Genomic DNA, 24,474 nt, shown 5'->3' on the forward strand with positions numbered 1-24,474 from the left:
GAAATTCTGCCGTGGCGTGCGTGCCAGCCGTGCAGCGGGATCACGGTTGCCGGTTTTTCGTAGCGTTGCGGATGGTGTTGTAGCAACCGAATAAGATGCACGATCTTGCTGTGCGGACAGCCTAACCACAGCGACCAACCGTTTTCCCTGCGTTGTAACCAGAGCCCATAGAAACGGGTCAACCAGCTCCCTCCGATGCAACGCGTAATGCGGGTAAGTGGCTGAGCATGAGGGTGAGAACGTATCAACATATCTGTCCTCCTTACCGGGCAGAACCACGATTTCCTGCGGCGCCGGATGACGCCACACCTATTTCCGTGTCAATAAATGTTTATTCTTGCGGAGATTGTTGCCTGGTGGGCCGTGAGATGACCTTCCGCTTCAATACAAAGGATATAGACGATAACCGGTGGGCACAGCGAGGTCGGGACACATGCCCAATGGCAAGTCCCTGATGTATGGCAGAAAGGAGTTAGAGACGAAAACGGGGCCATCGGCCCCGTCGTTTACATCCAGTCGGCGTTGCGAATCACACCGACCGCCAATCCCTCGATAGCCAACTGCTGGCAAGAGAGATCGACCTGAATGGGAGAGAGCTCTTCGTTCTCAGGCAGCAACCACACCTGGTTGCCTTTGCGTTGGAAGCGCTTGACCGTGACATCGTCATCGACCCGCGCGACCACCACCTGGCCATTACGCACCTCCTGGGTCTTGTGCACCGCCAGCAGATCGCCATCCATGATGCCGATGTTCTTCATGCTCATGCCCTGCACCCGCAACAGGAAGTCAGCCCGAGGATGAAACAGTGTGGGATCGACCTGATAGTGGCTCTCGATATGCTCTTGAGCCAGGATCGGCTCCCCTGCCGCCACCTTGCCGATGAGCGGCAACCCACTCTCTTCGTTGGCGGCCTCCTCTTCCTCGATCAACAGACGGATGCCGCGCGAGGTACCCGGCATGATCTCGATGGCGCCCTTCTTGGCCAAGGCCTTGAGATGCTCCTCGGCCGCATTGGCCGACTTGAAACCGAGCTTCTGGGCAATCTCGGCACGGGTGGGCGGCATGCCGGTTTCGCTCATATTACTCTTGATGAGCTCCAGCACTTGGGATTGCCTGGGAGTAAGGGGTTTCATGATCGGCACCTGTCTTTTTATACAGCACACTGGCAGTATATACAGTATCCATGCCAAGGCAAGCCAAAAGGGCGCGCCTGAGTGATCCCGCCCCGCGACCCACACTCATCGTACCTCTATGCGACAAAACGATGGCGATTTGTTATTCTCCTGCGGCCTTTTTACAGGAGAAGCAATACCGATGTCCCTTGGGCAGAGCATTTCCCGCGCCATGTTGCAATGGCCCGTACGCTGGCTGGTCAATCACAAGAGCCTGCCGGAAAACCCCATCGCAGAGCTGAAGCTGGATCCTGAGCGCCCCATCGTTTATGCCCTCAAGACCAGCTCCATCACCGACCTGCTGACCTTGCAGCAGTGCTGCGAAGATCTCTACCTGCCCGGTCCCTTCACTCCGCTCGAGCTAGGTGGACAATCGCTGCCACGCTATGTCTGCCTGGATCGCCCGCCGCCCCTGTTTGGCAAGCGCAGCGAACCACTGCCCTTCTTGCAGGAGTTTCAGCAACTTCTCGACCTGCATAAGCAGGATCCCGCGCTCGACATCCAGCTGGTGCCGGTGACCCTGTTTTGGGGACGGGCCCCTGGGCGCGAAGGTGAGGAGGCATCCAGCCTCAGCATTATCAGCAGCCTGGCCCCCAACATGCTGAAGAAAGGGCTCATCGTCGCCCTCAAAGGACGTGAAAACCTGGTGCGCTTCTCCCCGCCCGTGTCCCTTCGTCACATGGCTGACCGACACGGCACCGACCAAGCCATCGCCCACAAGCTGGCGCGGGTGGCTCGCTTCCACTTCGGTCGCCAGCAGCTGGCCGCCACCGGCCCCAAGCTGCCCAACCGCCACCTGTTGTTCCGGCAGCTGCTCGACTCAAGCATCATTCAAGATGCCATTCGCCACGAGGCGATCCGCGAGGGCATCAGCGAGGAAAAGGCGCACAAGCGGGCCCTCAGCTATATGGATGAGATCGCCTCCGATTTCTCCTATCGCCTGATCCGCCTCGGTGACAGCATCCTCGGCTGGCTCTGGAACAAGCTCTACCGTGGTCTCTCGGTGAACGGGGCCGAACGGGTGCGTCAGTTGGCCCAAGAGGGGCATGAAATCGTCTACGTGCCCTGTCACCGCAGCCACATGGACTACCTGCTGCTCTCCTATGTCATCTATCACCAGGGCATGGTGCCACCCCACATCGCTGCGGGGATCAACCTTAACTTCTGGCCGGCCGGCCCCTTGTTCCGCCGTGGTGGAGCCTTCTTCATCCGTCGCACCTTCAAGGGCAACCCGCTCTATAGCACTGTGTTTCGTGAATACCTGAACCTGTTGTTTGCCAAGGGCTATTCGGTCGAGTTCTTCACCGAAGGGGGACGCTCGCGCACCGGGCGCCTGTTGCCACCCAAGACAGGTATGCTGGCCATGACGCTGCAGGCCATGATGCGCGGGCTGGATCGACCCGTCACCTTCGTCCCCGTCTACCTCGGCTATGAACATGTGATGGAGGTGAACACCTACCATCAGGAGTTGCAGGGGAGTCGCAAGGAGAAAGAGAGTTTCCTGCAGGTGATCGGCATACTGCGCAAACTGCGCAACTATGGCCGGGGCTTCGTCAACTTCGGCGAGCCGCTGACCCTCAACACCTACCTGAGCGAACATGTGCCTGAATGGCGCGACCATGCCAGCGAAGAGGAACGGCCGCAGTGGATGGCCCCCACCGTCAACCACCTCGCCGATATGCTGATGACCCGCATCAACGGAGCGGCTGCGGTTAATGGCCTGACCCTGAGCGCCGTGGCGCTGCTCGCCTCGGAGCGACATGCGCTGACCCGTGACGAGCTGGAAGCACAGATAGAGACCTACCTCACCCTGCTGCGCAAAGCGCCCTATGGCCCCTACAGCACTGTGCCCGACAACAGCGCCAAGGAGCTGCTCGATCAGGCGATTGAACTCAATAAATTTGAGGTCAGCGAAGACAAGCTGGGCCAGATCATCAGCCTGGATCGCTATCAGGCGATTTTGCTTACCTATTACCGCAACAACATCCTTCACCTGCTGGCCCTGCCCTCCCTGGTCGCGGCGCTGATCGATCGCTGTGAAGGGCTCGGAGAGAGTGAAATCATCGGCCGCTGCGTCGATATCTATCCGCTGCTGCAACGGGAGCTGTTCCTCCACTTCCCTGAAGAGGCGATACCGGAACGAGTCAGCGAGCTGCTGGCAGTCTTCGAGCAAGAGCAGCTGATCTTGCGGCAGGAGGAAGGATTCTGGGTCAATCCGAGCAATCAGATGCGGTTACTGCTGCTGGCGGAGAGTATTCAAGAGACGCTGCAACGTTACGCCATTGTGCTGACCCGAGTGCTGGCCCAGCCCGGTGTCGCCGCAGAGCAACTGGAAGCCGACGCTATGATGATGGCCGAACGTCTCGGCACCTTGCACGGCATCAATGCCCCCGAGTTCTTCGATCAGAAGCTCTTCACAACCCTGGTGCATACCTTGCGCAGCGAAGGGTACCTGGATCCTGAGTGCAAACCCGACATGGGCCGTTTCCAGGCGCTGGCCGACAACATACTGCCGCTCCTGAGCAGCAAGATGCAGCGAACCATACGCGCCTGCTGTCCGACCTGTTGAATCAAGCCCCCGCCAGGGGGCTTTTTATTGGCGCTTAGCCAGCCAGTGAGGCGGCCATCAGGAACTGGGCAGCAAAGTAGCTGCTCATCACCCAGGCCGGGGCTTGTGGAATGGGACGAAAGAAACGATCCAGAGCCAGCACCCCATCGGAGAAAAGAAACAACAGCCCCCCCACCAGAGCGGCCGCCGTACCTGCGGTCAGTGAAGCATGCCAAGCGCCGGCGGCTACCCAGACCATGGCAAGAATCGTCAGCATGTAGACCAATACCGGCAGGCGCATCTCAGCCAACCCATGCCACAACAGACCAAATACGGTGGCGGCCAGCGCAAGCAGCAACAAGCCATCGAGCAACTTGAGCACCAGTGGGCCCTGGGCAAAACCGACGATGTAGCACAAGTGCGCCACCAGAAAGGCGATAAGACCGTGCACAAAGCGATCGGAGGGCAGCATCAGCAGGATATCCCCTGCCAACGAAAGAAACAGTCCCAGCAAGATCCAGGCATGGGAACCATCTTGGTCATAACCCCGATAGTTGAACGCCAACGCGATGATCAGCAGCATCGTCAACACCTTGCTGATATAGAGCTGTCGCCGTAATCCCTCTCCGAGGGCCCGCACATGCCACCAGCCGGACGCAATAATCAGGACACTCAAAAACATCTCTCACTCCCCTGCCACACGACCGAGCAGACTTGCGCCAGCAAGACTAACAAAAAGCAGAGGCGGACGGCAGAGGGCGACCCGATTAGCCTAAAGTCTAATTGAGGCACATGGAGCACTGAGGCATAAGAATCGCCAAGGAAACCCAACATGGACGAAAAGATGAAAAACTACCTGCCCGCCATCGACATCATGATGTGCCATCTGGGGATCAGCTTCGAGCAGGCCTGCGAAGAGCTTGGGCTCTCATGTAGCGACCAGCAGGCGCTGATCGAGTTACAGCAGCAAGAACTCCCCGAATAAAACCTCCTCCCAGAAGAAGGCGCGTCATGCGCCTTTCTCTTTTTACTGACCCCGTGCCCCTATCTCAAACAAGTTGGCTCAAACAAGTTGGACAAAAATTCAACATGTTTGGCCCGCGTAACACTTTATTCTGGATAAATAGGCCAACCTAGAGGTTCATCTTTGTGAGACATTCGCCATACCCCATGTGAGAGGAGTGTGTCTCACCACGTGCGCAAACCATTTCCTAACCACTGAGCTTTTCATTACACGCAAATTAACTCATTGATAATAATTAAATTTTTATCATTTTTAAGGTTTTTTAAAAACACGTGGATTTTCTTGAGTAGCACAGTGCCTTGTTCCACCGGCACAACACTTTATGATGAATCTCAGAAGGACGCGGTGATGGACGGAGTGCCATCAACCTGGAAGGTAGGAATCCCATGGTAGGGATGAGTGGTTAGGAATGACCCTCGGCAGGATGCAAGGAACCCCATCGGAGTGATGGGTGGACAGGTTCAGGATGAATCCCATGGCTGGATGGCCATGTATCACGGATGAACAGGGAACCCCGCTGGATGCGGTAAAGGACACCTCCAGGACGGAGTAGAGTGCGGTGACCAGGATGGTTGCTAAGCCAGGAGGCACTGGATACCCCGAAGGATTGGGAAGAGGATATTCCTAAGGAAGGGATGTCGTCAGGGATGTGCAGGGAGCACAGCAGTTCACGGATTGGACACCACGACTCAGGGGGACAGCAATGGCTGTCCCCCTTTCTTATTGCTTCATTTTCCCACTCACCCCCCCTCTTCGTCTGAAAGCGCTTATCGAGTCCGCTCTTGATTATTATCCTTGTGAGACATTTGCCATCGACCTCGTAAGCATTACACCTGCAATGTAGCAGCAAGATACGGATATCGATCCATCCACAAGCCACACAACCAAACATAAGAATTTGATTTTAAATACATTTAATGGTTTTTAATCTCATCGCACACATTTTATCTCAACAAAAATAGCAGGAGCTGATTGAGCGGCAGAGGAAAACCCTTATATTCACTCCTGCACGGACGCAATGAAGTCGACTAGGACGGTCGGCTGCCAGGGTAGGGCAAATGGACGAGCCACAGGATGTGGCAAAGGACACCTCCCAGGATGGAGAAAGTGTGATGGGACAGGATGACTCATCAGGCCATGATGGCCGCAAGGACACCCCAAAGGATTGGGAAGGGGAAACCTAAGGGAAGAGGTATAGTCAGGGATTGCAGGGAGCAACCACGTTCACGGAATTGAACGATACGACTACCGGGGGCGACGAAAGTCGCCCCCATCTTTTTATGGGCCTTTCTCTGACTCGCCTCAATCAGGCCGGCAATGCACCGACCACATAGACATCGAAGCGGTTACTCTTGGTCTCGATGGCCATGCTCGGTTTCTGCTCGTTCAACCAACCGGCATAATCAGGCCGTTTTACCACCACTCTCTTCTGCGCCACCGTAAGTGCGGCTGGCAACAGAACATCGGCATCCAAATCCGCCCCCACCAACGACTGAAAGACCCGCATCTCTTTCTTTACCAACGCCGACTTCTGTTTGTGTGGAAACATGGGGTCGAGATAGACCACATCGGGTCGCCCCGGCAAGTGGCGCAAGGTTTCCACGGCAGGCCCATGCAGCAAGTGCATACGCTCACGCACCCAGGGCCCAATCTCGGGATCCTGCGCCGCTCGCTGTAACCCGTCTTCAAGCAGGGCCGCCACCACAGGGCTGCGCTCGATCAGCGTGACCTGACAACCGAGCGAAGCCAGCACGAAAGCATCGCGGCCAAGACCGGCGGTGGCATCGACCACGCTGGGGTTGGCCCCCGCTTTGAGACCAACCGCCTTGGCGATGGACTGGCCACGCCCGCCACCAAACTTGCGCCGATGGGCCACCGCCCCCTCAACGAAATCCACATAGATGGCCCCCAGTTTGGGTTCATCCAGCTTGCGCAGCTCCAGCCGCTCATGGGTCAGCACCAGAGCAAAATCGGGCAGGGTAACGCCTGCGAGGCGCTCATACAGGCTGGCCGCCTCGGCGGCCCTGGAGGGGTCTTCAATCAGGATTTGCATTCGTCATTGCCGGACTGGGATCACTGCCGCGCAGTGTATCACAGCCCGATTAGGAGAGGCTGGCCAGTGCAGGCGAAGGCTGCTCGAGCGCCCCGTGATTGAGTCGTAGATAGGCGAGCAGATCCTCAAACGGCAGCGGCCTGCTGAGCAAGAACCCCTGGGTATAAGCACACCCCTTGCTGCTCAGGAAGTTGAGCTGCTCACGCGTCTCGACCCCCTCGATCACCACCTGCATGCCCAGGTTGTGCACGATGCTGATGATCCCCTCCAGCAACATGCGGTCCTGCTCATTGAAGGGGATATGGCGTACGAAGGAGCGATCGATCTTGACCAGATCGACCGGGAAGGTGCGCAGGTAGTTGAGGGCCGAATAGCCGGTGCCGAAATCATCGATGGCGATCTGACAGCCAGCACGGCGCAGCGCCTCGATGCGCAGCCGGTGTTGCTCGCCGGCATCCATCAGCAGGGTTTCAGTGATCTCGATGACGATGTCGCGTGGGTCGAGCCCGAAGTGGTGGATCACCTTGAGCCACTCGCTCCCCTCGGTATCGATCGTCTGGAACTCCAGGGTGGAGCGGTTGATCGACATCTGCAGATCGCTAAATCCAGCCCCTTTGAGCCGCGCCAGATCGCGGCAAGATTGCCACAGCACCTGCTCGCCCAGCCCCTGAATGAGACCCGCCTCTTCCGCCATCGGAATGAAGTCGGCCGGCGAGACCTGCCCCCACTGGGGATGGTACCAGCGCACCAGCGCCTCCAGCTTGGCCACCCGCCCCGAGTGGTTGTCCCAGATAGGCTGATAGGCCATAGAAAGGTGGCCTTGTTTGATCGCCTCGGCCAGATCCTGCTGCATCTGGTGGCGGATCTTCACCTCCTCCCGCATCGAGGAGCAATAGACCGCCAGCGGCCGGCTCTTTCGCTTGGCTTCAAACAGCGCCTGCTCGGCGTTGCGCAGCAGCACCTCCCCTTCATTGCCATCGCTCGGGCAGAGGGTGATCCCCAGGGTTGCCGTCACATAGAGGTGCTGGTTAGCCAGCATGAAAGGACGGTTGAAGCCGCCGATCACCTGCTTGGCAAAGACTTCGGCCTGACGGCGACTGACAATCCCCGGCACCAGGAAGGCAAACTCGTCCCCCCCGATGCGGGCCACCAGATCATCGGTGCGAACCCGGCTCACCAGGCGATCCGACACCTCGCGCAGCAGGGCATCACCGGCGTGGTGATCCATGGAGTTGTTGACCGCCTTGAAGTTGTTGAGATCAAGCACCATCAAGGCGAAGCGCTCGCCCCGCTCGCAGAAACGGGTCAAGCAGCGCACAAACAGCCAGCGGTTAGGCAGGCCGGTCAGGCTGTCATAATTGGCCTGATTGGCAATCTTCTGCTCCGCCAGCTTGGTTTGGGAAATATCGCTGAAAATGCCGATGTACTGGGTGATGCGGCCATTGTCACGCAAGCTGCTCACCATCAACTGCTGGGGATAGATGCGGCCGTTCTTGCGTTTATTCCATACCTCGCCACGCCACACACCAACCCTGGCCAGGGCATGATACATGTCGGCGTAGAAGGCTTGGTCGTGCAGCCCCGACTTAAGCATGCTGGGGCGCTGCCCTTTCACCTCGTCCAGCCGATAACCGGTGATCTGCTCGAATGCCGGGTTAACAGAGATGACCCGGCTGTCGGCATCGCACACCAGGATCGCCTCGGAGAGGTTGTCATAAACCCGATGGGAGAGGCGCAACTGCTCGGCATCGCGCTTGCTGCTATCGATATCCTCCATCACCAGTAGCAGGTAGTCACTCTGGCTATCCTGGGTCTGGCTCAGGGTACAGCGGCACCACTTCGGCTCTTCTGCGGCGCCAACATAGCGCAGCTCCATGGTGATGTGACCCGGCTCCCCGCCCAGCAGCGCCGCGTAGCGCTCCCGATAGGGGGCAAAATCACTGGCCAGATAACACGACTCGAGCGGCTGAGCCACTGCCGCCGCCTGGCCCAGCATCTGAGAGAGCGCAGGGCTGCTCCACTGCAACCGCCCCTGCCGATCGAGCCGACCAATCCCCACCCGGGTGTGCGCCAACATGGCCTGCAACAGGTGGTTATGCTCCTCGGCCTCACGCAGGGTCTGTGGGGTGGTGATGTCCTGCACCACCCCATGCAGACAGGTGATCCCCTCTTCATCGCGTTCCCCGAAGACCTGGGAGCGCAGCAGCTTGGGAGTCCCCGCCGGAGTCTGCAAACGGTATTCGAGCTGGTAGTAATCACGCTGACCACTCATCAACTGCCACCACGCATCCTGCAGATACTGGCGATCCTGTGGCTGCACCATCGCCAGCCAGCTTTCCAGCGTCAGCGTCTCGCTCTCAAGCAGTCGACACAGCTCGCTGGAGGCATGAAAGTGCTGACGGCGCGGCTCCCATTGCCAGGCGGCAATGGTGCCCTGGCGACGGGTATGGGAGAGCCAGCGTTGGTAGGGTTGGGGTTGTTGCTCGAGCATCAGCGTCAGTTCACGCCCCAGCAGCGGGCCCAACATACGCAACACACTCATGATCCGAGGCAGTTCAGGTTGGGGGGTGCGATAGAGCAGCAACAGCAGACCGGTCGGCTGACCCGTCGCACTGCGCAGCAGCATGCCGGCACAGGCCCGAGCCCCCCACTGACCGACCAGCGCCGTCGTTGGGAATTGGGAGGCCATGCCATCAACCAGGCAGAGCTCTCCTCGTTCCAGCAGACAAGAGAGAGGTTCCCCCCGGCAGGCCAAGGCGACCGCATCGACGGCTTCGCCCGGCCAATGGGCAATCGGCTGCGGCCGATCGCCACCCAGCTGGCAGATCAGGACGGCATCCGCTTCCACGGATGAGCCAATGTCGGCGACAAACCGCTCGATATACCGAAGGCCAGTCACATCAGCCAGCCCGGTCAGCGCACGGTACACGGAATCAAGCACTCGCCTCATGGCAAGATTGGGAGCCTCTTTGCGCAGCAGGAAAACCGAATCTCTCGGAGGGTTTAGTGGGCTCACCGGCCCACGCATACCACCATACACAAAAAATCAGGGGGCACAGAGCCCCCAGTCAGCAAAAATCACGCCGTGATCCCACTATGGCGCAGCAGCGCATCCACTTGAGGCTCGCGGCCCCGGAAGGCACGGAACAGCGCCATCGGCTCCTGAGAGCCCCCCTGCTCCAGAATGTGCTGCAGGAAGTCGGCGCCGGTGCGTGGGTTGAAGATCCCCTCCTCCTCAAAACGGGAGTAGGCATCCGCCGACAGCACCTCGGCCCACTTATAGCTGTAGTAGCCTGCGGCATAACCGCCGGCGAAGATGTGGGCAAAGCTGTGCTGGAAGCGGTTGAAGGCCGGAGGCGTCAACACCGCGACCTGTTGGCGCACCTGGCAGAGTACCTCGTCAACCACCCCAGCGGCACCCGCACGGGCATCCATATGCAGGCGGAAGTCGAACAGGGCGAATTCGAGCTGGCGCAGCATCTGCATCGCGGCCTGGAAGTTGCGGGCCGCCAGCATGTTGCCAAGCAACTCACCCGGCAACGGCTCACCGGTTTCATAGTGGCCGGAGAGGAAGGCCAAGGCCTCGGATTCCCAGCACCAGTTTTCGAGGAACTGGCTCGGCAGCTCAACCGCATCCCAGGGCACTCCGTTGATGCCCGCGACCCCGGCCACATCGATGGAGGTCAGCATGTGATGCAAGCCGTGACCAAACTCGTGGAACAGGGTCACCACCTCGTTGTGGGTGAACAGGGCCGGCTGGCCATCAACCGGGCCATTGAAGTTGCAGGTCAGGTAAGCCACCGGCCGCTGCATACTGCCATCGCGGCGGTAACGCCGGCCGAGACAGGTATCCATCCAGGCGCCGCCACGCTTGTTGGCGCGGGCGTAGAGGTCGAGGTAGAAGCTGCCACGCAGTTCATCTTCGCTGTCATAGATGTCATAGAAGCGCACGTCCGGGTGCCAGGTCTCGATGCCGAGACGCTCGCGCACTCGCAGGCCGAAGACCCGGCGCACCACCTCGAACAAGCCGGCGACCACCTTGCGGGCCGGGAAGTAGGGGCGCAGTTGCTCATCGGAGACGGAGAACTTGTGCTGCTTGAGCTTCTCGGCGTAATAGGGCAGATCCCAGGCCGCCAGCTCACTCATGGCGTGTTCGGCGGCGGCAAAGTCGCGGATCTCCTGCAACTCGGCCTGCCCCTGCGGCAGCGACTTGCCGGCCAGATCCTCCAGAAAACCGATCACTTGCCCGGTCGACTGGGCCATCTTGGTCGCCAGCGACAGCTCGGCATAGCTGGCAAACCCGAGCAATCGGGCCAGCTCCAGGCGCAGATCGAGGATCTCAGCCATAGCAGCACTGTTGTCCCACTGGCCGGCGCAGGGCCCCTGATCGGAGGCGCGAGTGACGTAGGCGCGGTAGAGCTCCTCACGCAGGGAGCGGTTGTCGGCATACATCATCACCGGCAGATAAGAGGGGATATCGAGCGTGAACAGCCACCCCTCCATGTCACGCGCCTTAGCCTGGGCCGCAGCGGCTGCCAGCGCGCTCGGCGGCAGACCCACCAGCTCACCTTCGTCGGTCACCAGCTTGTGCCAGCCCTGGGTGGCATCGAGCACGTTGTTGCTAAAACGCGAGGCCAGCTCGGAGAGGCGAGCCTGGATCTCGCCGTAGCGCTGTTTCTGCTCGGCCGGCAGATCGATGCCGGAGAGACGGAAATCACGCAGGGTATTTTCGACCTCTTTGCGCTGTGCTGCGCTCAGCAGGCGGTAGTCATCGCTGCTGGCCAGTTCGCGGTAGGCGGCAAACAGCCCCTCGTGCTGGCCGACAAAGGTCTGGTACTCAGCCAGGTGCGGCAGACAAGCGTCGTGCGCCTCGCGCAACGCATCGGAATTCATCACTGCATTGAGGTGGGAGACCGGTGACCAGACGCGCGAGAGGCGATCGTTCACCTCTTCCAGCGGTGCCACCAGGCTATCCCAGGTGTGCGGTTCACTCTGTGCCAGCACCTCTTTGATACGCAGCTTGCAGTCGGCGATCGCCTGCAGCACGGCCGGCTGAGCATGTTCCGGCTGGATCTGAGTGAAAGGGGGCAGGCCGTCCATCGTCAACAAAGGATTGCTCATCTTAATACCTCGAGTAATTCGGCCCCTGCCGTTCAGAAGCGCAGTGTTACGGACTACCTAAGATGGTGGTAATGACTCCAATTATCAAGTATCTGCGGTAGCACATGTGCACAGTCTGCTCAAGTTTTTGCCTCGACTGGCCGCGTGGACTCACTAAGGCCCCATTCACATCCCTGATGCCAAGTTCGCCCCGAAGTGGTTACACTTAGGCCCACGACTCTTGGTTTCCGGACTGCAAGGACGACATGTCAGGACTCTTCTCCAAGGCCATCAAGGCCATGCGTGGCAACACCCTCTCCTACCGGCTCCTCGCCTATATCCTGCTTTGCAGTACGGCTCTAGCCTTCCTCATCACCTTGTTGCAGCTGGCTTGGGACTACCGCAAGGACGTCGATCTGATCGAAAGCAGCATCACCCAGATCGAGGCCTCCTTCCTGCAACCCATCGCCGCCAGCCTGTGGAACCTCGATGAAGAGCAGGTCAAGGTACAGCTTGAGGGGATCATGAACCTGCCCAATATGCAGTTCGTCATGGTCAAGGAGATCCTCGGTCACTCCGAGGTACCCTTGCTCTCGCAAGGGGCCGAGCGCCCTCATTACGACATCTCACGCGAGTTTTCGCTGACCTATCAGGGGGAGGTCGTCGGTAAACTGTTTGTGGCCGCCTCGCTCGATCAGGTCTATCACCGGCTGATGGAGAAATCGGTGCTGATCCTGGTGAGCCAGACCATCAAGACCCTGGTGGTTTCGTTCTGTATCCTGCTCATCATCTATTACATGGTGGTGCGCCACATCAACCGTATCGTTCACTTCGCTGAGCACTTCGAGCTGGATCGGCTGGGTGATCCCCTCGAGCTGGAGGGGCGCCCGCTGCCACGGCCGAAACCGGACGAATTTGACTCTCTGGCGGCGGCTCTCAACCAGATGCGAACCCGCCTCAGCGATGAGTTCAGTGCCCGCCAGCAGGCCCTCGAGCAGTTGCAGCAGGAGCGCGACTTCTCCGCCACCCTGATCAACTCCTCCAACGTGCTCATCTGCTGCCTGGAGCCCGATCTCTCGATCGCCAGCATCAACCCGGCCGCCATCCTCTTGACCGGCTATGTGCAGCACGAAATTCTGGGGCAGCGTTGGGATGACATCTTCGTCAACCGCCAGCAGCGCGACCAACTCGCCGCCAGCCTGCAAGAGCACAGGCCGCACGAAGAGATAGAGGTGCCCATGCTGGATCAGCAGGGCCATGAGCTGGTGCTGCTGTGGAGCTTCGCCCCCTTCTACGAGGGGCCGGATCTCAAGTATCTGATCGGCTTTGGCTACGACATCACCCAGATCAAGCAGGTGGAGCACGAAATCATCCAGCTCAACGAGCAGCTGGAGGCCAAGGTCGATGAGCGCACCCGCAGCCTGAGCGAGAGCAACAGCCAGCTCACCCGCGCCTACGACGAGCTCAAACGCACCCAGCAGACCCTGGTCGAGTCGGAGAAAATGGCCTCGCTCGGCTCATTGGTGGCCGGCGTGGCCCACGAGATCAACACCCCGATCGGCATCAGCGTCACCGCCTCCTCCTACCTGCAAGAGCGGGTGCTCGACTTCAAGCAGCACATCGAGGCCAAGCAGCTGTCGCGCAGCTACCTCAACGATTTCGTCAGCAACCTTGATGAATCCATGTCGCTGCTACAGGGCAACCTGCGCCGCGCCTCCGAACTCATCGCCAGCTTCAAGCAGGTGGCGGTCGATCAATCCTCCGAGGCCCACTACAGCTTCAACGTGGCCGAGAACCTGCACCAGGTGGTGGTATCGTTGGGCCACCGCCTGCGCAAGGCCCAGTGCGAGGTCGACATCCACTGCGACCCCGAGCTGGTGATCCACTCCTATCCCGGCAGTTTTGCCCAGATCTACTCCAACCTGATCCTCAACTCGGTCAATCACGCCTTCGAGAACTGGGATCGCCAGAAGCGCATCACCATCACGGTGCAGGTCAAGGATGGAGAGCTGGAGATCGACTATCGCGACAACGGTCGCGGCATCAGTCCCAAGATCCTGCCGCGCCTGTTCGAGCCTTTCGTCACCTCCAAGCGCGGACAAGGGGGCAGCGGGCTCGGCACCCACATCATCTACAACCTGGTGGTGCAGTTGCTGCGCGGCCGCATCAGCTGCCACAGCGAGCCCGATCAGGGCGCCCAGTTCCTGATCCGCCTGCCCCTCGAGCCGCTCTCGGTATAACCTTCTCTACACACGGACGCCTTGCATCTTCTGCAGGGCGTCCCCATCTCTTGCCCATCACAACCCGAGTGGAGAATTGAGCTTATGGCCCAGCATTTTGACTACATCGCCATTGGTGGCGGCAGCGGGGGCATCGCCTCAGCCAATCGGGCCGCCATGCACGGTAAGAAGGTCGCCCTGATCGAGGCCAAGGCGCTGGGGGGCACCTGCGTCAACGTGGGCTGCGTGCCGAAAAAAGCCATGTGGTTTGCCGGACAGATCGCCGATGCCCTGAAATACGGCCCCGACTACGGCTTTGACACCACCCTCAACCACTTCAGCTGGAGCAAGCTGATCGCGTCGCGCCAGGCCTACATCAGCCGGATTCACCACTCCTACGACAACGTGCTGGCCAAAAATGGCATCACCGTCATCCGCGGCTTTGCCCGCTTCGTGGATGCCCACACCGTCGAGGTGAACGGCGAGCGCTACAGTGCTGACCACATCCTCATCGCCACCGGCGGCCGTCCCGAGATCCCGGCCATTCCCGGCGCCGAATTGGGGATCACCTCCGATGGCTTCTTCGCCCTGACCGAACAGCCCAAGCGAGTGGCGGTGGTGGGCGCCGGTTACATCGCCGTGGAGATCGCCGGCGTGCTGCATGCACTCGGCTCCGAGACCCACCTGCTGGTGCGCAAGCACGGGCCGCTGCGCAGCTTCGACCCCATGGTGCAGGAGACCCTGGTCGAGGTGATGGCGCAGGAAGGGCCCAAGCTGCACACCCATGCGCAGCCCAAGGAGCTCCTTCGCAACGCCGATGGCAGCCTGACCCTGCATCTGGAAGACGGTCGCCACCTGACGGTCGACTGCCTCATCTGGGCCATCGGCCGTGAGCCGGCCACCGACCAGCTCAATCTGGCCGCAACCGGAATTGAACCCGATGAGCGCGGTTACATCCCCACCGACAAGTACCAGAACACCCAGGTCCCTGGCATCTATGCGGTCGGCGACAACACAGGGCGGGTGCAACTGACCCCGGTCGCCGTGGCTGCCGGTCGGCGCCTATCCGAGCGTCTTTTCAACAACAAGCCGGACGAGCACCTCGACTACTCCCTGATCCCGACCGTGGTGTTCAGCCACCCCCCTATCGGCACCATAGGCCTGACCGAGCCCGAAGCGATCGCCGAGTATGGCGAGGCCAACATCAAGGTCTATAAGAGCCAGTTCACCGCCATGTATTCGGCCCTCACCCAGCACCGCCAACCCACCCGCATGAAGCTGGTGTGCGCCGGCCCGGAAGAGAAGGTGGTCGGTCTGCACGGCATCGGCTTTGGCATGGACGAGATCCTGCAAGGCTTCGGCGTGGCCATGAAGATGGGGGCCACCAAGGCCGACTTCGATAACTGCGTCGCCATCCACCCGACCAGTGCCGAGGAGTTCGTCACCATGCGCTGACCACTTGCCGCCATGAGAAAGGGGAGCCGATGGCTCCCCTTTTTGTTGGACTGCGTCCCTTAGCGGCGCTCTTCCTGCAACCACTGCGCCACCCGCTTGGCGAAGTAGGTGAGGATGCCGTCGGCACCGGCGCGCTTGAAGCAGACCAGCGACTCCATGATGCACTCCCGCTCTTTCAGCCAGCCGTTCTGAATGGCAGCCATGTGCATGGCGTACTCGCCGCTCACCTGATAGGCGTAGGTCGGCACGCCGAACTGATCCTTGACCCGGCGGATCACGTCGAGATATGGCATGCCCGGTTTCACCATGACGCTGTCGGCCCCCTCACTGATATCAAGCGCCACCTCGTGCAGCGCCTCATCGCTGTTGGCCGGGTCCATCTGGTAAGTCGCCTTGTTGCTCTTGCCCAGGTTGCCAGCCGAGCCGACCGCATCGCGGAACGGGCCGTAGTAGTGGGAGGCGTACTTGGCCGAGTAGGCCATGATCTGGGTGTTGACGAAGCCGTTGGCCTCCAGCGCAGCCCGGATCGCCCCGATACGCCCATCCATCATGTCGGAGGGGGCCACCATGTCGGCCCCGGCGGCGGCATGGGAGAGCGCCTGCTTGACCAGGATCTGGGTGGTGATGTCATTCATCACGTAACCCTGCTCGTCGATGATGCCATCCTGGCCGTGGGTGGTGAACGGGTCCAGCGCCACGTCGGTGATGACCCCCAGCTCGGGAAAATGGGCCTTGAGGGCGCGGGTCGCGCGCTGGGCCAGCCCCTCCGGGTTATAGGCCTCTTCCGCCAGCAGGCTTTTCTGCTCCAGCGGGGTGACCGGGAACAGGGCCACGGCCGGCACGCCGAGGGCGACCAGCTCGGCCGCCTCTTTGAGCAGCAGATCGATGGAAACCCGCTCCACTCCCGGCATGGAAGCCACCTCCTCGCGGCGATTCTCCCCCTCCAGCACAAACATGGGATAGATGAGGTCATCGACCGTCAGCAGGTTCTCGCGCATCAGGCGACGGCTGAAATCGGTGGCGCGGGCACGGCGCAGACGGCGGCCCGGGAAGGTGCCCGGCAGGGTAATGGCCATAAGCTGGTCTCCTAGAGTGGAAGTTGGAACAAGGCCACCGAGGCGGCCCGGCTATGGGCCAGCAGGGCCTCGGGCGTCTCGTTGCGGCAAGCCGCCACCACGCGGGCGATGTGCGGCAAGAAAGCGGGTTCGTTGCGTTTGGGGCGCGGACGGATATCCCGTGGCACCAGATAGGGGGCGTCGGTCTCGATCAGCAAGCGGCCGGCGGGAATGCGCGCCACCTGGCGCCGCAGGTCATCGCCGCGCCGCTCGTCGCAGATCCAGCCGGTGACCCCGATGTGCAGCCCGAGGGCCAGACACTCGTCCAGCTCAGCATCCGAGCCGGTAAAGCAGTGCAGCACGGCGCCCGGCAAACGGGATAGCCAGGGGCGCAGGATCTCGACAAAGCGGTGGTGCGCATCACGGCAGTGGAGAAACACCGGCATCCCCAGCTCGGCGGCAAGCGCCAGCTGGGCATCGAAGACGGCGTCCTGCACCGGCCGGGGCGAGAAGTCGCGATTGTAGTCGAGACCACACTCACCGATGGCCACCACCTGGGGCTGGGCCGCCAGCGTGCGCAGGGCAGGCCAGGTCGCGGCATCTACGCTCTTGGCGTCATGGGGGTGAACCCCTGCGGTGGCAAAGGCGAACCCCGGCCAGCGAGCCGCCAGGGCGGCGCTGTCGCGGCTGCCAGCCAGATCGGTGCCGGTCAGGATCAGGGCCTCGACCCCGGCCTCGCGGGCGCGGGAGACCACCTCCTCCTGCTCATTGGCAAACTGGCTGCTGGTGAGGTTCACCCCTATGTCGATCATGGTCGGCTCGTGCTCCCGAATACCCTCAAACGGTATCTATCTTTTTGGTCGGGCCTTACCATACGCCTCATGATCGGCCCTGAAAAGAGGAAGGGGGCCTCAGCCCCCCTCCTGTGATGCGTCTTCCTGACGCTCCTCTTTACGCACGTAGAAGCGAGCGAAGAAGAGGCCGAGCTCCCACAGCGCCCACATGGGGATCGCCAGCAGGGTCTGGGAGAAGACATCGGGCGGCGTCAACAGCATGCCGACCACGAACACCCCGACGATGACGTAGGGGCGCTTCTCCTTCAGGCTCTTCGGGGTGGTCACCCCGGTCCAGCACAGCAGTATGGTGGCCACCGGGATCTCGAACGCCACCCCGAATGCAAAGAACAGGGTCAGCACAAAATCGAGGTAGCTGGCGATGTCGGTGGCCACGGTCACCCCGGTGGGCGCCGTGCTGGTGAAGAAACCGAACACCAGCGGGAACACCACGTAGTAGGCAAACGCCATGCCGGTGTAGAACAGCACCGCACTGGAGGCCACCAGGGGCATGATGAGGCGCCGTTCATGCTGGTACAGGCCGGGGGCGATGAAGGCCCATGCCTGATAGAGCAGGTAGGGGATGGCGGCAAAGAAGGCAACCACCAGGGTCAGCTTGATGGGCGTCAAAAACGGCGTCGCCACGTCGGTGGCGATCATGCTGGTGCCCTCCGGCAGCTGGCTGAGCAGCGGCTGGGCGACAAAGTCGTAGATGGCGTTGGAGAAGTAGACCAGCGCCAGGAACACCAGCACGATGGCCGCCAATGAGCGCAGCAAACGGGTGCGCAGCTCGATCAGGTGGGTGATGAGAGGCTGTTCGCCCTGCGGATGACTCATGGCTTGGCCTCCTGCTTATCCTGATCCTCTGGCTTCGCCGTGACGGGCTCGGCAGCAGGAGCAGGATTGAGCGTGGTGAGCGACTCCGCCTGCGCCGCTTCCGGTGTGGCCTCCGGCTGGGCGTAGGGGCGGTTGACCGACGCCGCCGCAGAGCGCAGTTCATCGAGCGACGCTTGCAGATCCGGGCTTAAGTTCTGCATGTTGAGCTGCTCGGCCTTCTTCAGGTCGTTGTGTAGCTCCTGGATGCGCAGCTCCTCGGTCAGCTCCGCCTTCACCGCGTTGGCGGTGCTACGGATGAGCTTGATCCAGTGAGCCAGCGTCCGCACTGCCACCGGCAGCCGCTCGGGGCCGAGCACCAACAGGGCGACCACACCGACCAGGATCAGCTCCCAGAAACCGATGTCGAACATGGTTTAGGCCTGATCTTTGTCTTTCTGCTGCTGGGCATCCTGCGGGGTCTGGCCCTGCTCGGCGATCTTCTTCTGCTCGAAGTCGGCATCGCGGGAAGGGGCCGCCGGCTCATCGTCGGACATCGCCTTCTTGAAGCCCTTCACGGCCGCACCCAGATCACCGCCGATACCGCGCAGCTTCTTGGTGCCGAACAGCAGCACCACGATCAGACCGATGATGAGAAGTTGCCAAATACTGATACCACCCATGTGTGTCTCCTTGTGCGCTCGTCGGGGCGCGCCGTTGTTGTGTTAGTGGGAACGAGCCTTGAGCCAGCCGGCCAGCCAGCAGGCCGCCGCGGCAACCAGGCTCGTGCTCCCCCAATCGGGCTGATGCACCGAGTGGAGAATGATGCCGCCCAGCAACAGGGTTGCCCCCATGCCGAGCAGATAGCGTGCCTGTCCCTGGCGGCGGCTGTGACGGCGAAACTCGTCGAACAGCCGATCAAAATGGTGTTGCTGACTGCGGGTCTGGCGCAGGGTCTCATAGACCAGTTCCGGTAGCTCCGGCAATTTCTCTGCCCAATAGGGTGCCTTTTCCCGAATGGCATTCAATACCGCTTTAGGGCCAACTTGCTCGCGCATCCAGCGCTCGAGGAAGGGTTTGGCGGTCTGCCACAGATCCAACTGAGGATAGAGCTGACGCCCCAGCCCTTCGACATAGAGCAGGGTCTTTTGCAGCAGCACCAGCTGCGGCTGCACCGTCATGTGGAAACGACGGGCGGTGTTGAACAGGTTAAGCAGCACATGGCCAAACGAGATCTGGTCGAGTGGCTTCTCGAAGATGGGCTCCAGCACGGTGCGGATGGCGAACTCAAACTCCTCGACCTTGGTGTCGGCGGGCACCCAGCCCGACTCCACGTGCAGCTGCGCCACCCGCTGGTAGTCGCGGTTGAAGAAGGCAAGAAAGTTCTCGGCCAGGTAGCGCTTGTCTTCCCGGTTGAGCGTGCCGACGATGCCGCAGTCGATGCCGATCCAGAGCGGGTTCTCCGGGTGCTCATACGAGACGAAGATGTTGCCCGGGTGCATGTCGGCGTGGAAGAAGCTGTCACGAAACACCTGGGTGAAGAAGACCTCGACCCCGCGCTCGGCCAGCAGCTTCATGTTGGTGCCATTGGCTTCGAGTGCGGCGAGGTCGGAGACCGGGATGCCGTAGATGCGCTCCATCACCAGCACCTGCTGGCGACAGTAGTCGGTGAACACCTCGGGCACGTAGAGGGCGTCGGAGCCGGTGAAGTTGCGGCGCAGTTGGATGGCGTTGGCCGCCTCGCGCATCAGGTTGAGCTCGCCCTCTATGGTCTTGCGGTACTCTTCCACCACCTCGACCGGACGCAGGCGCGAGCTCTGGGGCACGAAGCGGGCCACCAGACGGGCCATCGCCATCATCAGCCGCAGATCCGCCTCTATGGTGGTCTCGATATCGGGGCGGATCACCTTGATGACGATCTCGCGGCCATTCTCCTTCAACCGCGCCGTGTGCACCTGGGCGATCGAGGCTGACGCCAGCGGCGTCTCATCGAAATCGTCGAACAGGCTCTCGATGGGAGCCCCCAGAGCCGCCTCAATCTGGCGCCGCGCCTCCTGGCCGCAAAAGGGCGGCACCCGATCTTGCAGCAGCGCCAGCTCCTCGGCGATGTCCGGCGGCAACAGGTCGCGCCGGGTCGAGAGCATCTGACCAAATTTGATGAAGATGGGGCCGAGGGCCTCGAAGGCGAGGCGGATCCGCGCGCCACGGCTGTGCTCACCGCTGCGGTTTTTCAACCAGAACAGGCTGCGGCGTGCCAACCGGCCCGGCCAGGGCTGATAGCGCGCCGGCACCAGTTCATCGATGCCGTGCTCGAGCAGGATGCGGGTGATCTGGTAGAGGCGGGAAAACTCCTTCGGGGTCATCAGGCCACCTTAGCTTCGAGGCGGGCCAGCCGCAGCTCGGTTGCCTTGAGCCGGCTCGCCAGTGCCTCCACGTCATCGCCGAAACTCGCCACCTCGAGGGGGCCAGGGGCCAGACGCAACTCCTCGGTGAGATACTCTGCCAGCTGGGTGCGGCTGCGCCGCAACTCGAGCCCAAGCAGGGAGCGGGCCTTGCGGGCACCGGCAAACAGGGTGTGAGCCAGCACATCGCCGGTATAGCGCGACAACTGCTCCTCCCAATCGATGGCCAGCTCGCCGAACAGGCTGCCAAAGGCTTGCACCAACTGGGGATCGCCTTCGATATCGAGGCGCTCCTCACGGATATAGCGGGTCAGGGCCGAGGGGTCTCGCAACAGACCGAGGGCCGAGAGCGACAGGGAGAGCCCGGCGTCGGCCTCTCCCTCATAGCGGGCCAGCACGTCGACCCGGCCGGAGGAGAAGATAAACCAGAGCGGCTTGAGCTCGCGCACATCGAGGCGCAGGGTCTTGCCAATCAGTTTCTTCTGGCGCTCGGCGGCGCTGGTATCGCGGGCCAGCAACTGGTTGCAGGCGGTCTCGACCGCCGCGGTGATGAGGGCATCCATCGGCATGGGGGCGACCTAGAACTTGTAACCGCGGTGCAGAGCAACGATGCCCTGCGTCAGGTTGTAGTACTCCACCTCCTCGAACCCCACCTTCGCCATCATCCCCTTGAGGGTCTCCTGGTCAGGGTGCATGCGGATCGACTCGGCCAGGTATTGATAGCTTTCGCTGTCATTGGCCACGATCTCGCCCATCTTGGGCAGCAACTTGAAGGAGTAGAGGTCATACAGCTTGGCCATCACCTCGCTCTCGGGCTTGGAGAACTCCAGCACCAGCAGGCGTCCGCCCGGCTTGAGCACCCGGAACATGGAGGCCAGGGCTTTATCCTTGTCGGTGACGTTGCGCAGGCCAAAGCCGATGGTGATGAGATCGAAGTGGTTATCGGGGAACGGCAGTGCCTCGGCGTTGGCCTGTACATAGGAGACATTGCCCGCGATACCGAGGTTACGCAGCTTGTCGCGGCCCACCTTGAGCATGGAGTCGTTGATGTCGGCCAGCACCACCTGACCGCTCTCGCCGACGATGCGGGAGAACTTGGCGGTCAGGTCACCGGTTCCGCCGGCCAGATCCAGCACCCTCTGCCCCTTGCGGACGCCGGAGCAGTCGATGGTGAATCGCTTCCACAGACGATGAATGCCGAACGACATCAGATCGTTCATCAGATCGTACTTGGCAGCGACCGAGTGGAACACACTGGCAACCAGCGTTTCCTTCTCCTCGGCGGCGACGGTTTTGAAGCCAAAATGGGTGGTGGCAGCCTGCTCAGACATCCTGATGTACCTGTAGACCAAAGATAGGGCGCCAGTTTATCAGAGCTCGCCGCATCCGGACACCTCAACCCCGGGCGGGGACCAGCTGCATGGCGACGTAAACCATCAGCAGGCAAAGCGCCACGTTGAGCAGAATGTTGAGACCGGCTTTGAACCAGTCACCATGCTGCATCAGCACCATGGTATCGAGGGCGAACGATGAGAAGGTGGTCAGCGCCCCGAGGATACCCACCATCAGCAGCGGCTTGAGCGGGTGCTCCAGCACGTGGCCGTGGCTGATCAGGGCATAGGCCAGCCCCATGATGAAAGAGCCGACGAGGTTGACGGTCAGGGTGCCATAGGGGAAGTGGCGGCCCAGCAGCCAGGCCATCAACTCTCCGATCCCAAAACGCAGGCAGGCTCCCACGGCCCCGCCGGCGGCGATCAGCAGCCAGGTTTGCATCAGTCACTCCTCATGAAAATTGGGCCCATTATGCCCCCTCGACAGCCACCGCGACAGGGGCGGCAATTAATCGCGAGGCTCAGCGGCGAAAGTCGACCACCTCAGTGGTGCCGAGCTGCAAGGTGGTCGTGGCGGGGCAAGTCTGCGCGATCACCTTGCCGTGGCGAATCGAGTAACGCACCGGCACTTGGCGGCGCACCGCGTCGAAACCGCTGTCGGCCGGCAGGATCAATAAGTTGGCCGGCTTGCCCTCCTCCAGACCGTAGCGATCCTGAATGTGCAGGGTGCGGGCACTGTGGTGGGTGATGAGATCGAGCCCCTTGTCGATCTGCTCGTAGCCCATCAGTTGGCAGACATGCAGCCCCATGTGCAGCACCTGTAGCAGGTTGCCGGTGCCCAGGGGATACCAGGGGTCATACACGTCGTCATGACCGAAGCAGACGTTGATACCGCTCTCCAGCATCTCCTTGACCCGGGTGATACCGCGCCGCTTGGGGTAGCTATCAAAGCGCCCCTGCAAGTGGATGTTCACCAAGGGATTGGCCACGAAGTTGATGCCCGATAGGCGCAGCAGACGGAACAGGCGCGAGGTGTAGGCCCCGTTGTAGGAGTGCATGGCGGTGGTGTGGCTGGCCGTGACCCGCTCGCCCCAGCCACGCTCCAGCGCCAGGGTGGCCAATGTCTCGACGAAACGCGACTGCTCATCGTCAATCTCGTCACAGTGCACATCGATCAGGGTATCGTAGCGCTCGGCCAGCTCGAACATACGGTGCAGACTCTCAACCCCGTACTCGCGGGTAAATTCGAAATGAGGAATTGCCCCCACCACATCGGCACCGAGGCGCAGCGCCTCCTCCAACAGACTCAGCCCATTCGGGTAGGAGCGGATCCCCTCCTGGGGAAAAGCGACGATCTGCAGCTCCACCCACTCCTTCATCTCTTCTCGCACCTCCAGCATCGCCTTGAGGGCAACCAGATGGGGATCGGAGACATCGACATGGGTGCGTACAAACTGGATGCCGTTGGCGATCTGCCACTTGAGGGTCTGGGTTGCACGGCGCTTGACGTCGTCATGGGTCAACAGCGCCTTACGCTCGGCCCAGCGTTCGATCCCTTCAAACAGTGTGCCCGAGCGGTTCCAGCTTGGCTCACCGGCGGTCTGGGTTGTATCGAGATGGATATGGGGTTCGATGAAAGGCGGAATCGCCAGCCCCCCCTCCGCATCCAACACGGTGGCTGCCGGTAGCGCCTGCCCCATGGGCATGATGGCGCGTAAGACACCCTGCTCACACAAGATTTGCCATAGGCCTTCCTGGCCCGACAGGCGGAGATTCTGAATCAGCATGACATTGTCCTTGCAATGAGTAGGCAGGAGTAGGAACGAGCTGTTAGCAACCTTAACGGGAACGTCGCCATCCTGTCATCTCATAGTGCCAATCTGAAAACGCTACCAAAAAATGAGTATGTTCAGCTTTTATACAGCGGGTCGGAATTATCCTTCTTGGCAGCAAACGAGGAGACATAACATGAACGGACGTCTTACTGAAATCGGCAACGCAAGCCAATTCCACGAATACCTGAGCACCATGGGGATCCACAGCAACCCGCCGCTCGACATGATCAAAGAGAGCTGGGAATACCGACGCGACGATGAAATCGTGGCTCTGGTAAAGCGCGAGCGTAGCGGCCAAACACGCTACTACCTCAACGCTCACCGACTGTGTCGCCACTAAGAGAGCATCGGTTCGCGGTTCTCCTCTAGATGAACCAAGATGCTTTCCATGCAAGAGCCCTTCCTTCAGGTGGGGCTCTTTCATTTTGGATGATGTCTGAAAACAGAAAGCCCTGAGGACTCCTCAGGGCTTCTCTGGATGGGCCCCGTCCAGCGGTGAAAGCCCCCTCTGCAATCTCATCGCCTGCCTTTAAGAAGGTGCACAGGCCCATGATATGGATGCTTGCGCTAGAACCAATGCAAAAAGGCCTTCCCGTTTGGGAAGGCCTTCTTTATATGGTGCTGATACCCAGAA

20 protein-coding genes are annotated in these 24,474 nt (G+C 60.8%); 5 read left to right on the plus strand and 15 right to left on the minus strand.

Annotated elements, in window-relative coordinates; translation table 11 throughout:
• Nucleotides 1–506 precede the first annotated feature (506 nt).
• Nucleotides 507–1,133: a transcriptional repressor LexA gene (gene lexA, locus BN1134_RS00495; RefSeq protein WP_042044595.1), complete on the minus strand. Its 627-nt coding sequence runs from the start codon at nucleotides 1,131–1,133 to the stop codon at nucleotides 507–509.
• Between the two features lie 181 nt (nucleotides 1,134–1,314).
• Between lexA and plsB the strand changes: the two genes are divergently transcribed.
• The gene (gene plsB / locus BN1134_RS00500; protein ID WP_042044597.1) at nucleotides 1,315–3,741 is read left to right on the plus strand and encodes a glycerol-3-phosphate 1-O-acyltransferase PlsB; all 2,427 of its coding nucleotides are present in this window, start codon (nucleotides 1,315–1,317) and stop codon (nucleotides 3,739–3,741) included.
• 34 nt (nucleotides 3,742–3,775) lie between these two features.
• Here the strand turns inward: plsB and BN1134_RS00505 are convergent, their stop codons facing one another.
• Nucleotides 3,776–4,402 carry a lysoplasmalogenase gene (locus BN1134_RS00505; RefSeq protein ID WP_042044598.1) on the minus strand — a complete coding sequence of 209 codons (627 nt, stop codon included), beginning with the start codon at nucleotides 4,400–4,402 and terminating at the stop codon, nucleotides 3,776–3,778.
• A gap of 150 nt (nucleotides 4,403–4,552) precedes the next feature.
• On the opposite strand from BN1134_RS00505, the gene BN1134_RS19890 reads away from it, so the two are divergent.
• Nucleotides 4,553–4,705 carry a hypothetical protein gene (locus BN1134_RS19890; protein WP_193002872.1) on the plus strand — a complete coding sequence of 51 codons (153 nt, stop codon included), beginning with the start codon at nucleotides 4,553–4,555 and terminating at the stop codon, nucleotides 4,703–4,705.
• 1,345 nt (nucleotides 4,706–6,050) lie between these two features.
• On the opposite strand, the gene BN1134_RS00510 is transcribed toward BN1134_RS19890, so the two are convergent.
• From BN1134_RS00510 to prlC, 3 genes are all read right to left on the minus strand, one after another.
• A complete protein-coding gene (locus BN1134_RS00510; protein ID WP_042044600.1) occupies nucleotides 6,051–6,797 on the minus strand; it encodes a class I SAM-dependent methyltransferase in 747 nt (248 codons plus the stop codon).
• A gap of 49 nt (nucleotides 6,798–6,846) precedes the next feature.
• The gene (locus BN1134_RS00515; protein WP_198133123.1) at nucleotides 6,847–9,738 is read right to left on the minus strand and encodes a sensor domain-containing protein; all 2,892 of its coding nucleotides are present in this window, start codon (nucleotides 9,736–9,738) and stop codon (nucleotides 6,847–6,849) included.
• A 137-nt stretch (nucleotides 9,739–9,875) separates the two neighbouring features.
• Nucleotides 9,876–11,918 (minus strand): oligopeptidase A, encoded by a 2,043-nt coding sequence (gene prlC, locus BN1134_RS00520; RefSeq protein ID WP_042044601.1) that lies wholly within the window; start codon nucleotides 11,916–11,918, stop codon nucleotides 9,876–9,878.
• A gap of 245 nt (nucleotides 11,919–12,163) precedes the next feature.
• On the opposite strand from prlC, the gene BN1134_RS00525 reads away from it, so the two are divergent.
• A complete protein-coding gene (locus BN1134_RS00525) occupies nucleotides 12,164–14,137 on the plus strand; it encodes a PAS domain-containing sensor histidine kinase (RefSeq protein WP_042044602.1) in 1,974 nt (657 codons plus the stop codon).
• Between the two features lie 84 nt (nucleotides 14,138–14,221).
• Nucleotides 14,222–15,571 carry a glutathione-disulfide reductase gene (gene gorA / locus BN1134_RS00530; RefSeq protein ID WP_042044603.1) on the plus strand — a complete coding sequence of 450 codons (1,350 nt, stop codon included), beginning with the start codon at nucleotides 14,222–14,224 and terminating at the stop codon, nucleotides 15,569–15,571.
• A 59-nt stretch (nucleotides 15,572–15,630) separates the two neighbouring features.
• On the opposite strand, the gene hemB is transcribed toward gorA, so the two are convergent.
• The 10 genes from hemB to BN1134_RS00580 all read right to left on the minus strand — a co-directional run bounded on the left by hemB (nucleotide 15,631) and on the right by BN1134_RS00580 (nucleotide 23,792).
• A complete protein-coding gene (gene hemB, locus BN1134_RS00535; protein ID WP_042044606.1) occupies nucleotides 15,631–16,647 on the minus strand; it encodes a porphobilinogen synthase in 1,017 nt (338 codons plus the stop codon).
• A gap of 11 nt (nucleotides 16,648–16,658) precedes the next feature.
• A complete protein-coding gene (locus BN1134_RS00540; RefSeq protein ID WP_042044607.1) occupies nucleotides 16,659–17,438 on the minus strand; it encodes a TatD family hydrolase in 780 nt (259 codons plus the stop codon).
• 99 nt (nucleotides 17,439–17,537) lie between these two features.
• On the minus strand, nucleotides 17,538–18,296 hold the full coding sequence (gene tatC, locus BN1134_RS00545; RefSeq protein WP_042044608.1) for a twin-arginine translocase subunit TatC: 759 nt from the start codon (nucleotides 18,294–18,296) through the stop codon (nucleotides 17,538–17,540).
• Entirely contained in the window at nucleotides 18,293–18,706 is a 414-nt protein-coding gene (gene tatB / locus BN1134_RS00550) for a Sec-independent protein translocase protein TatB (protein WP_042044609.1), read from the minus strand. Before tatB ends, tatC begins: the two co-directional genes overlap by 4 nt.
• A gap of 3 nt (nucleotides 18,707–18,709) precedes the next feature.
• Entirely contained in the window at nucleotides 18,710–18,955 is a 246-nt protein-coding gene (gene tatA / locus BN1134_RS00555) for a Sec-independent protein translocase subunit TatA (protein ID WP_042044610.1), read from the minus strand.
• Nucleotides 18,956–18,997: 42 nt separating this feature from the next.
• Nucleotides 18,998–20,635, minus strand: a complete 1,638-nt coding sequence (gene ubiB / locus BN1134_RS00560) for a ubiquinone biosynthesis regulatory protein kinase UbiB (protein WP_042044612.1) — start codon at nucleotides 20,633–20,635, stop codon at nucleotides 18,998–19,000.
• On the minus strand, nucleotides 20,635–21,243 hold the full coding sequence (locus BN1134_RS00565; RefSeq protein ID WP_042044614.1) for a ubiquinone biosynthesis accessory factor UbiJ: 609 nt from the start codon (nucleotides 21,241–21,243) through the stop codon (nucleotides 20,635–20,637). Before BN1134_RS00565 ends, ubiB begins: the two co-directional genes overlap by 1 nt.
• A 9-nt stretch (nucleotides 21,244–21,252) precedes the next feature.
• Nucleotides 21,253–22,005 (minus strand): bifunctional demethylmenaquinone methyltransferase/2-methoxy-6-polyprenyl-1,4-benzoquinol methylase UbiE, encoded by a 753-nt coding sequence (ubiE, locus tag BN1134_RS00570; protein WP_042044616.1) that lies wholly within the window; start codon nucleotides 22,003–22,005, stop codon nucleotides 21,253–21,255.
• A gap of 64 nt (nucleotides 22,006–22,069) precedes the next feature.
• Nucleotides 22,070–22,447 (minus strand): fluoride efflux transporter CrcB, encoded by a 378-nt coding sequence (crcB, locus tag BN1134_RS00575; protein WP_042044617.1) that lies wholly within the window; start codon nucleotides 22,445–22,447, stop codon nucleotides 22,070–22,072.
• A gap of 79 nt (nucleotides 22,448–22,526) precedes the next feature.
• The gene (locus BN1134_RS00580; protein ID WP_042044618.1) at nucleotides 22,527–23,792 is read right to left on the minus strand and encodes a cytosine deaminase; all 1,266 of its coding nucleotides are present in this window, start codon (nucleotides 23,790–23,792) and stop codon (nucleotides 22,527–22,529) included.
• 181 nt (nucleotides 23,793–23,973) lie between these two features.
• Here BN1134_RS00580 and BN1134_RS00585 point away from each other — a divergent pair, with 181 nt between their 5' ends.
• Nucleotides 23,974–24,180 carry a hypothetical protein gene (locus tag BN1134_RS00585; RefSeq protein ID WP_042044619.1) on the plus strand — a complete coding sequence of 69 codons (207 nt, stop codon included), beginning with the start codon at nucleotides 23,974–23,976 and terminating at the stop codon, nucleotides 24,178–24,180.
• The last annotated feature ends 294 nt before the right edge of the window (nucleotides 24,181–24,474 follow it).

Origin of the sequence: Aeromonas simiae, from assembly GCF_000820125.1 — a bacterium.
GTDB lineage: Bacteria > Pseudomonadota > Gammaproteobacteria > Enterobacterales > Aeromonadaceae > Aeromonas > Aeromonas simiae.

What these genes read in the sequence shown, in the direction of transcription:
- hemB (WP_042044606.1), bottom strand. Translation starts at nt 16,647, where the DNA reads ATGGCCATTACCCTGCCGGGCACCTTCCCGGGCCGCCGTCTGCGCCGT.
- ubiB (WP_042044612.1), bottom strand. Translation starts at nt 20,635, where the DNA reads ATGACCCCGAAGGAGTTTTCCCGCCTCTACCAGATCACCCGCATCCTG.
- BN1134_RS00585 (WP_042044619.1), top strand. Translation starts at nt 23,974, where the DNA reads ATGAACGGACGTCTTACTGAAATCGGCAACGCAAGCCAATTCCACGAA.
- BN1134_RS00540 (WP_042044607.1), bottom strand. Translation starts at nt 17,438, where the DNA reads ATGATCGACATAGGGGTGAACCTCACCAGCAGCCAGTTTGCCAATGAG.
- BN1134_RS00565 (WP_042044614.1), bottom strand. Translation starts at nt 21,243, where the DNA reads ATGCCGATGGATGCCCTCATCACCGCGGCGGTCGAGACCGCCTGCAAC.
- gorA (WP_042044603.1), top strand. Translation starts at nt 14,222, where the DNA reads ATGGCCCAGCATTTTGACTACATCGCCATTGGTGGCGGCAGCGGGGGC.
- BN1134_RS00505 (WP_042044598.1), bottom strand. Translation starts at nt 4,402, where the DNA reads ATGTTTTTGAGTGTCCTGATTATTGCGTCCGGCTGGTGGCATGTGCGG.
- BN1134_RS00525 (WP_042044602.1), top strand. Translation starts at nt 12,164, where the DNA reads ATGTCAGGACTCTTCTCCAAGGCCATCAAGGCCATGCGTGGCAACACC.
- lexA (WP_042044595.1), bottom strand. Translation starts at nt 1,133, where the DNA reads ATGAAACCCCTTACTCCCAGGCAATCCCAAGTGCTGGAGCTCATCAAG.
- tatB (WP_042044609.1), bottom strand. Translation starts at nt 18,706, where the DNA reads ATGTTCGACATCGGTTTCTGGGAGCTGATCCTGGTCGGTGTGGTCGCC.
- BN1134_RS00510 (WP_042044600.1), bottom strand. Translation starts at nt 6,797, where the DNA reads ATGCAAATCCTGATTGAAGACCCCTCCAGGGCCGCCGAGGCGGCCAGC.
- crcB (WP_042044617.1), bottom strand. Translation starts at nt 22,447, where the DNA reads ATGCAAACCTGGCTGCTGATCGCCGCCGGCGGGGCCGTGGGAGCCTGC.
- plsB (WP_042044597.1), top strand. Translation starts at nt 1,315, where the DNA reads ATGTCCCTTGGGCAGAGCATTTCCCGCGCCATGTTGCAATGGCCCGTA.
- BN1134_RS00580 (WP_042044618.1), bottom strand. Translation starts at nt 23,792, where the DNA reads ATGCTGATTCAGAATCTCCGCCTGTCGGGCCAGGAAGGCCTATGGCAA.
- tatA (WP_042044610.1), bottom strand. Translation starts at nt 18,955, where the DNA reads ATGGGTGGTATCAGTATTTGGCAACTTCTCATCATCGGTCTGATCGTG.
- prlC (WP_042044601.1), bottom strand. Translation starts at nt 11,918, where the DNA reads ATGAGCAATCCTTTGTTGACGATGGACGGCCTGCCCCCTTTCACTCAG.
- BN1134_RS19890 (WP_193002872.1), top strand. Translation starts at nt 4,553, where the DNA reads ATGGACGAAAAGATGAAAAACTACCTGCCCGCCATCGACATCATGATG.
- ubiE (WP_042044616.1), bottom strand. Translation starts at nt 22,005, where the DNA reads ATGTCTGAGCAGGCTGCCACCACCCATTTTGGCTTCAAAACCGTCGCC.
- tatC (WP_042044608.1), bottom strand. Translation starts at nt 18,296, where the DNA reads ATGAGTCATCCGCAGGGCGAACAGCCTCTCATCACCCACCTGATCGAG.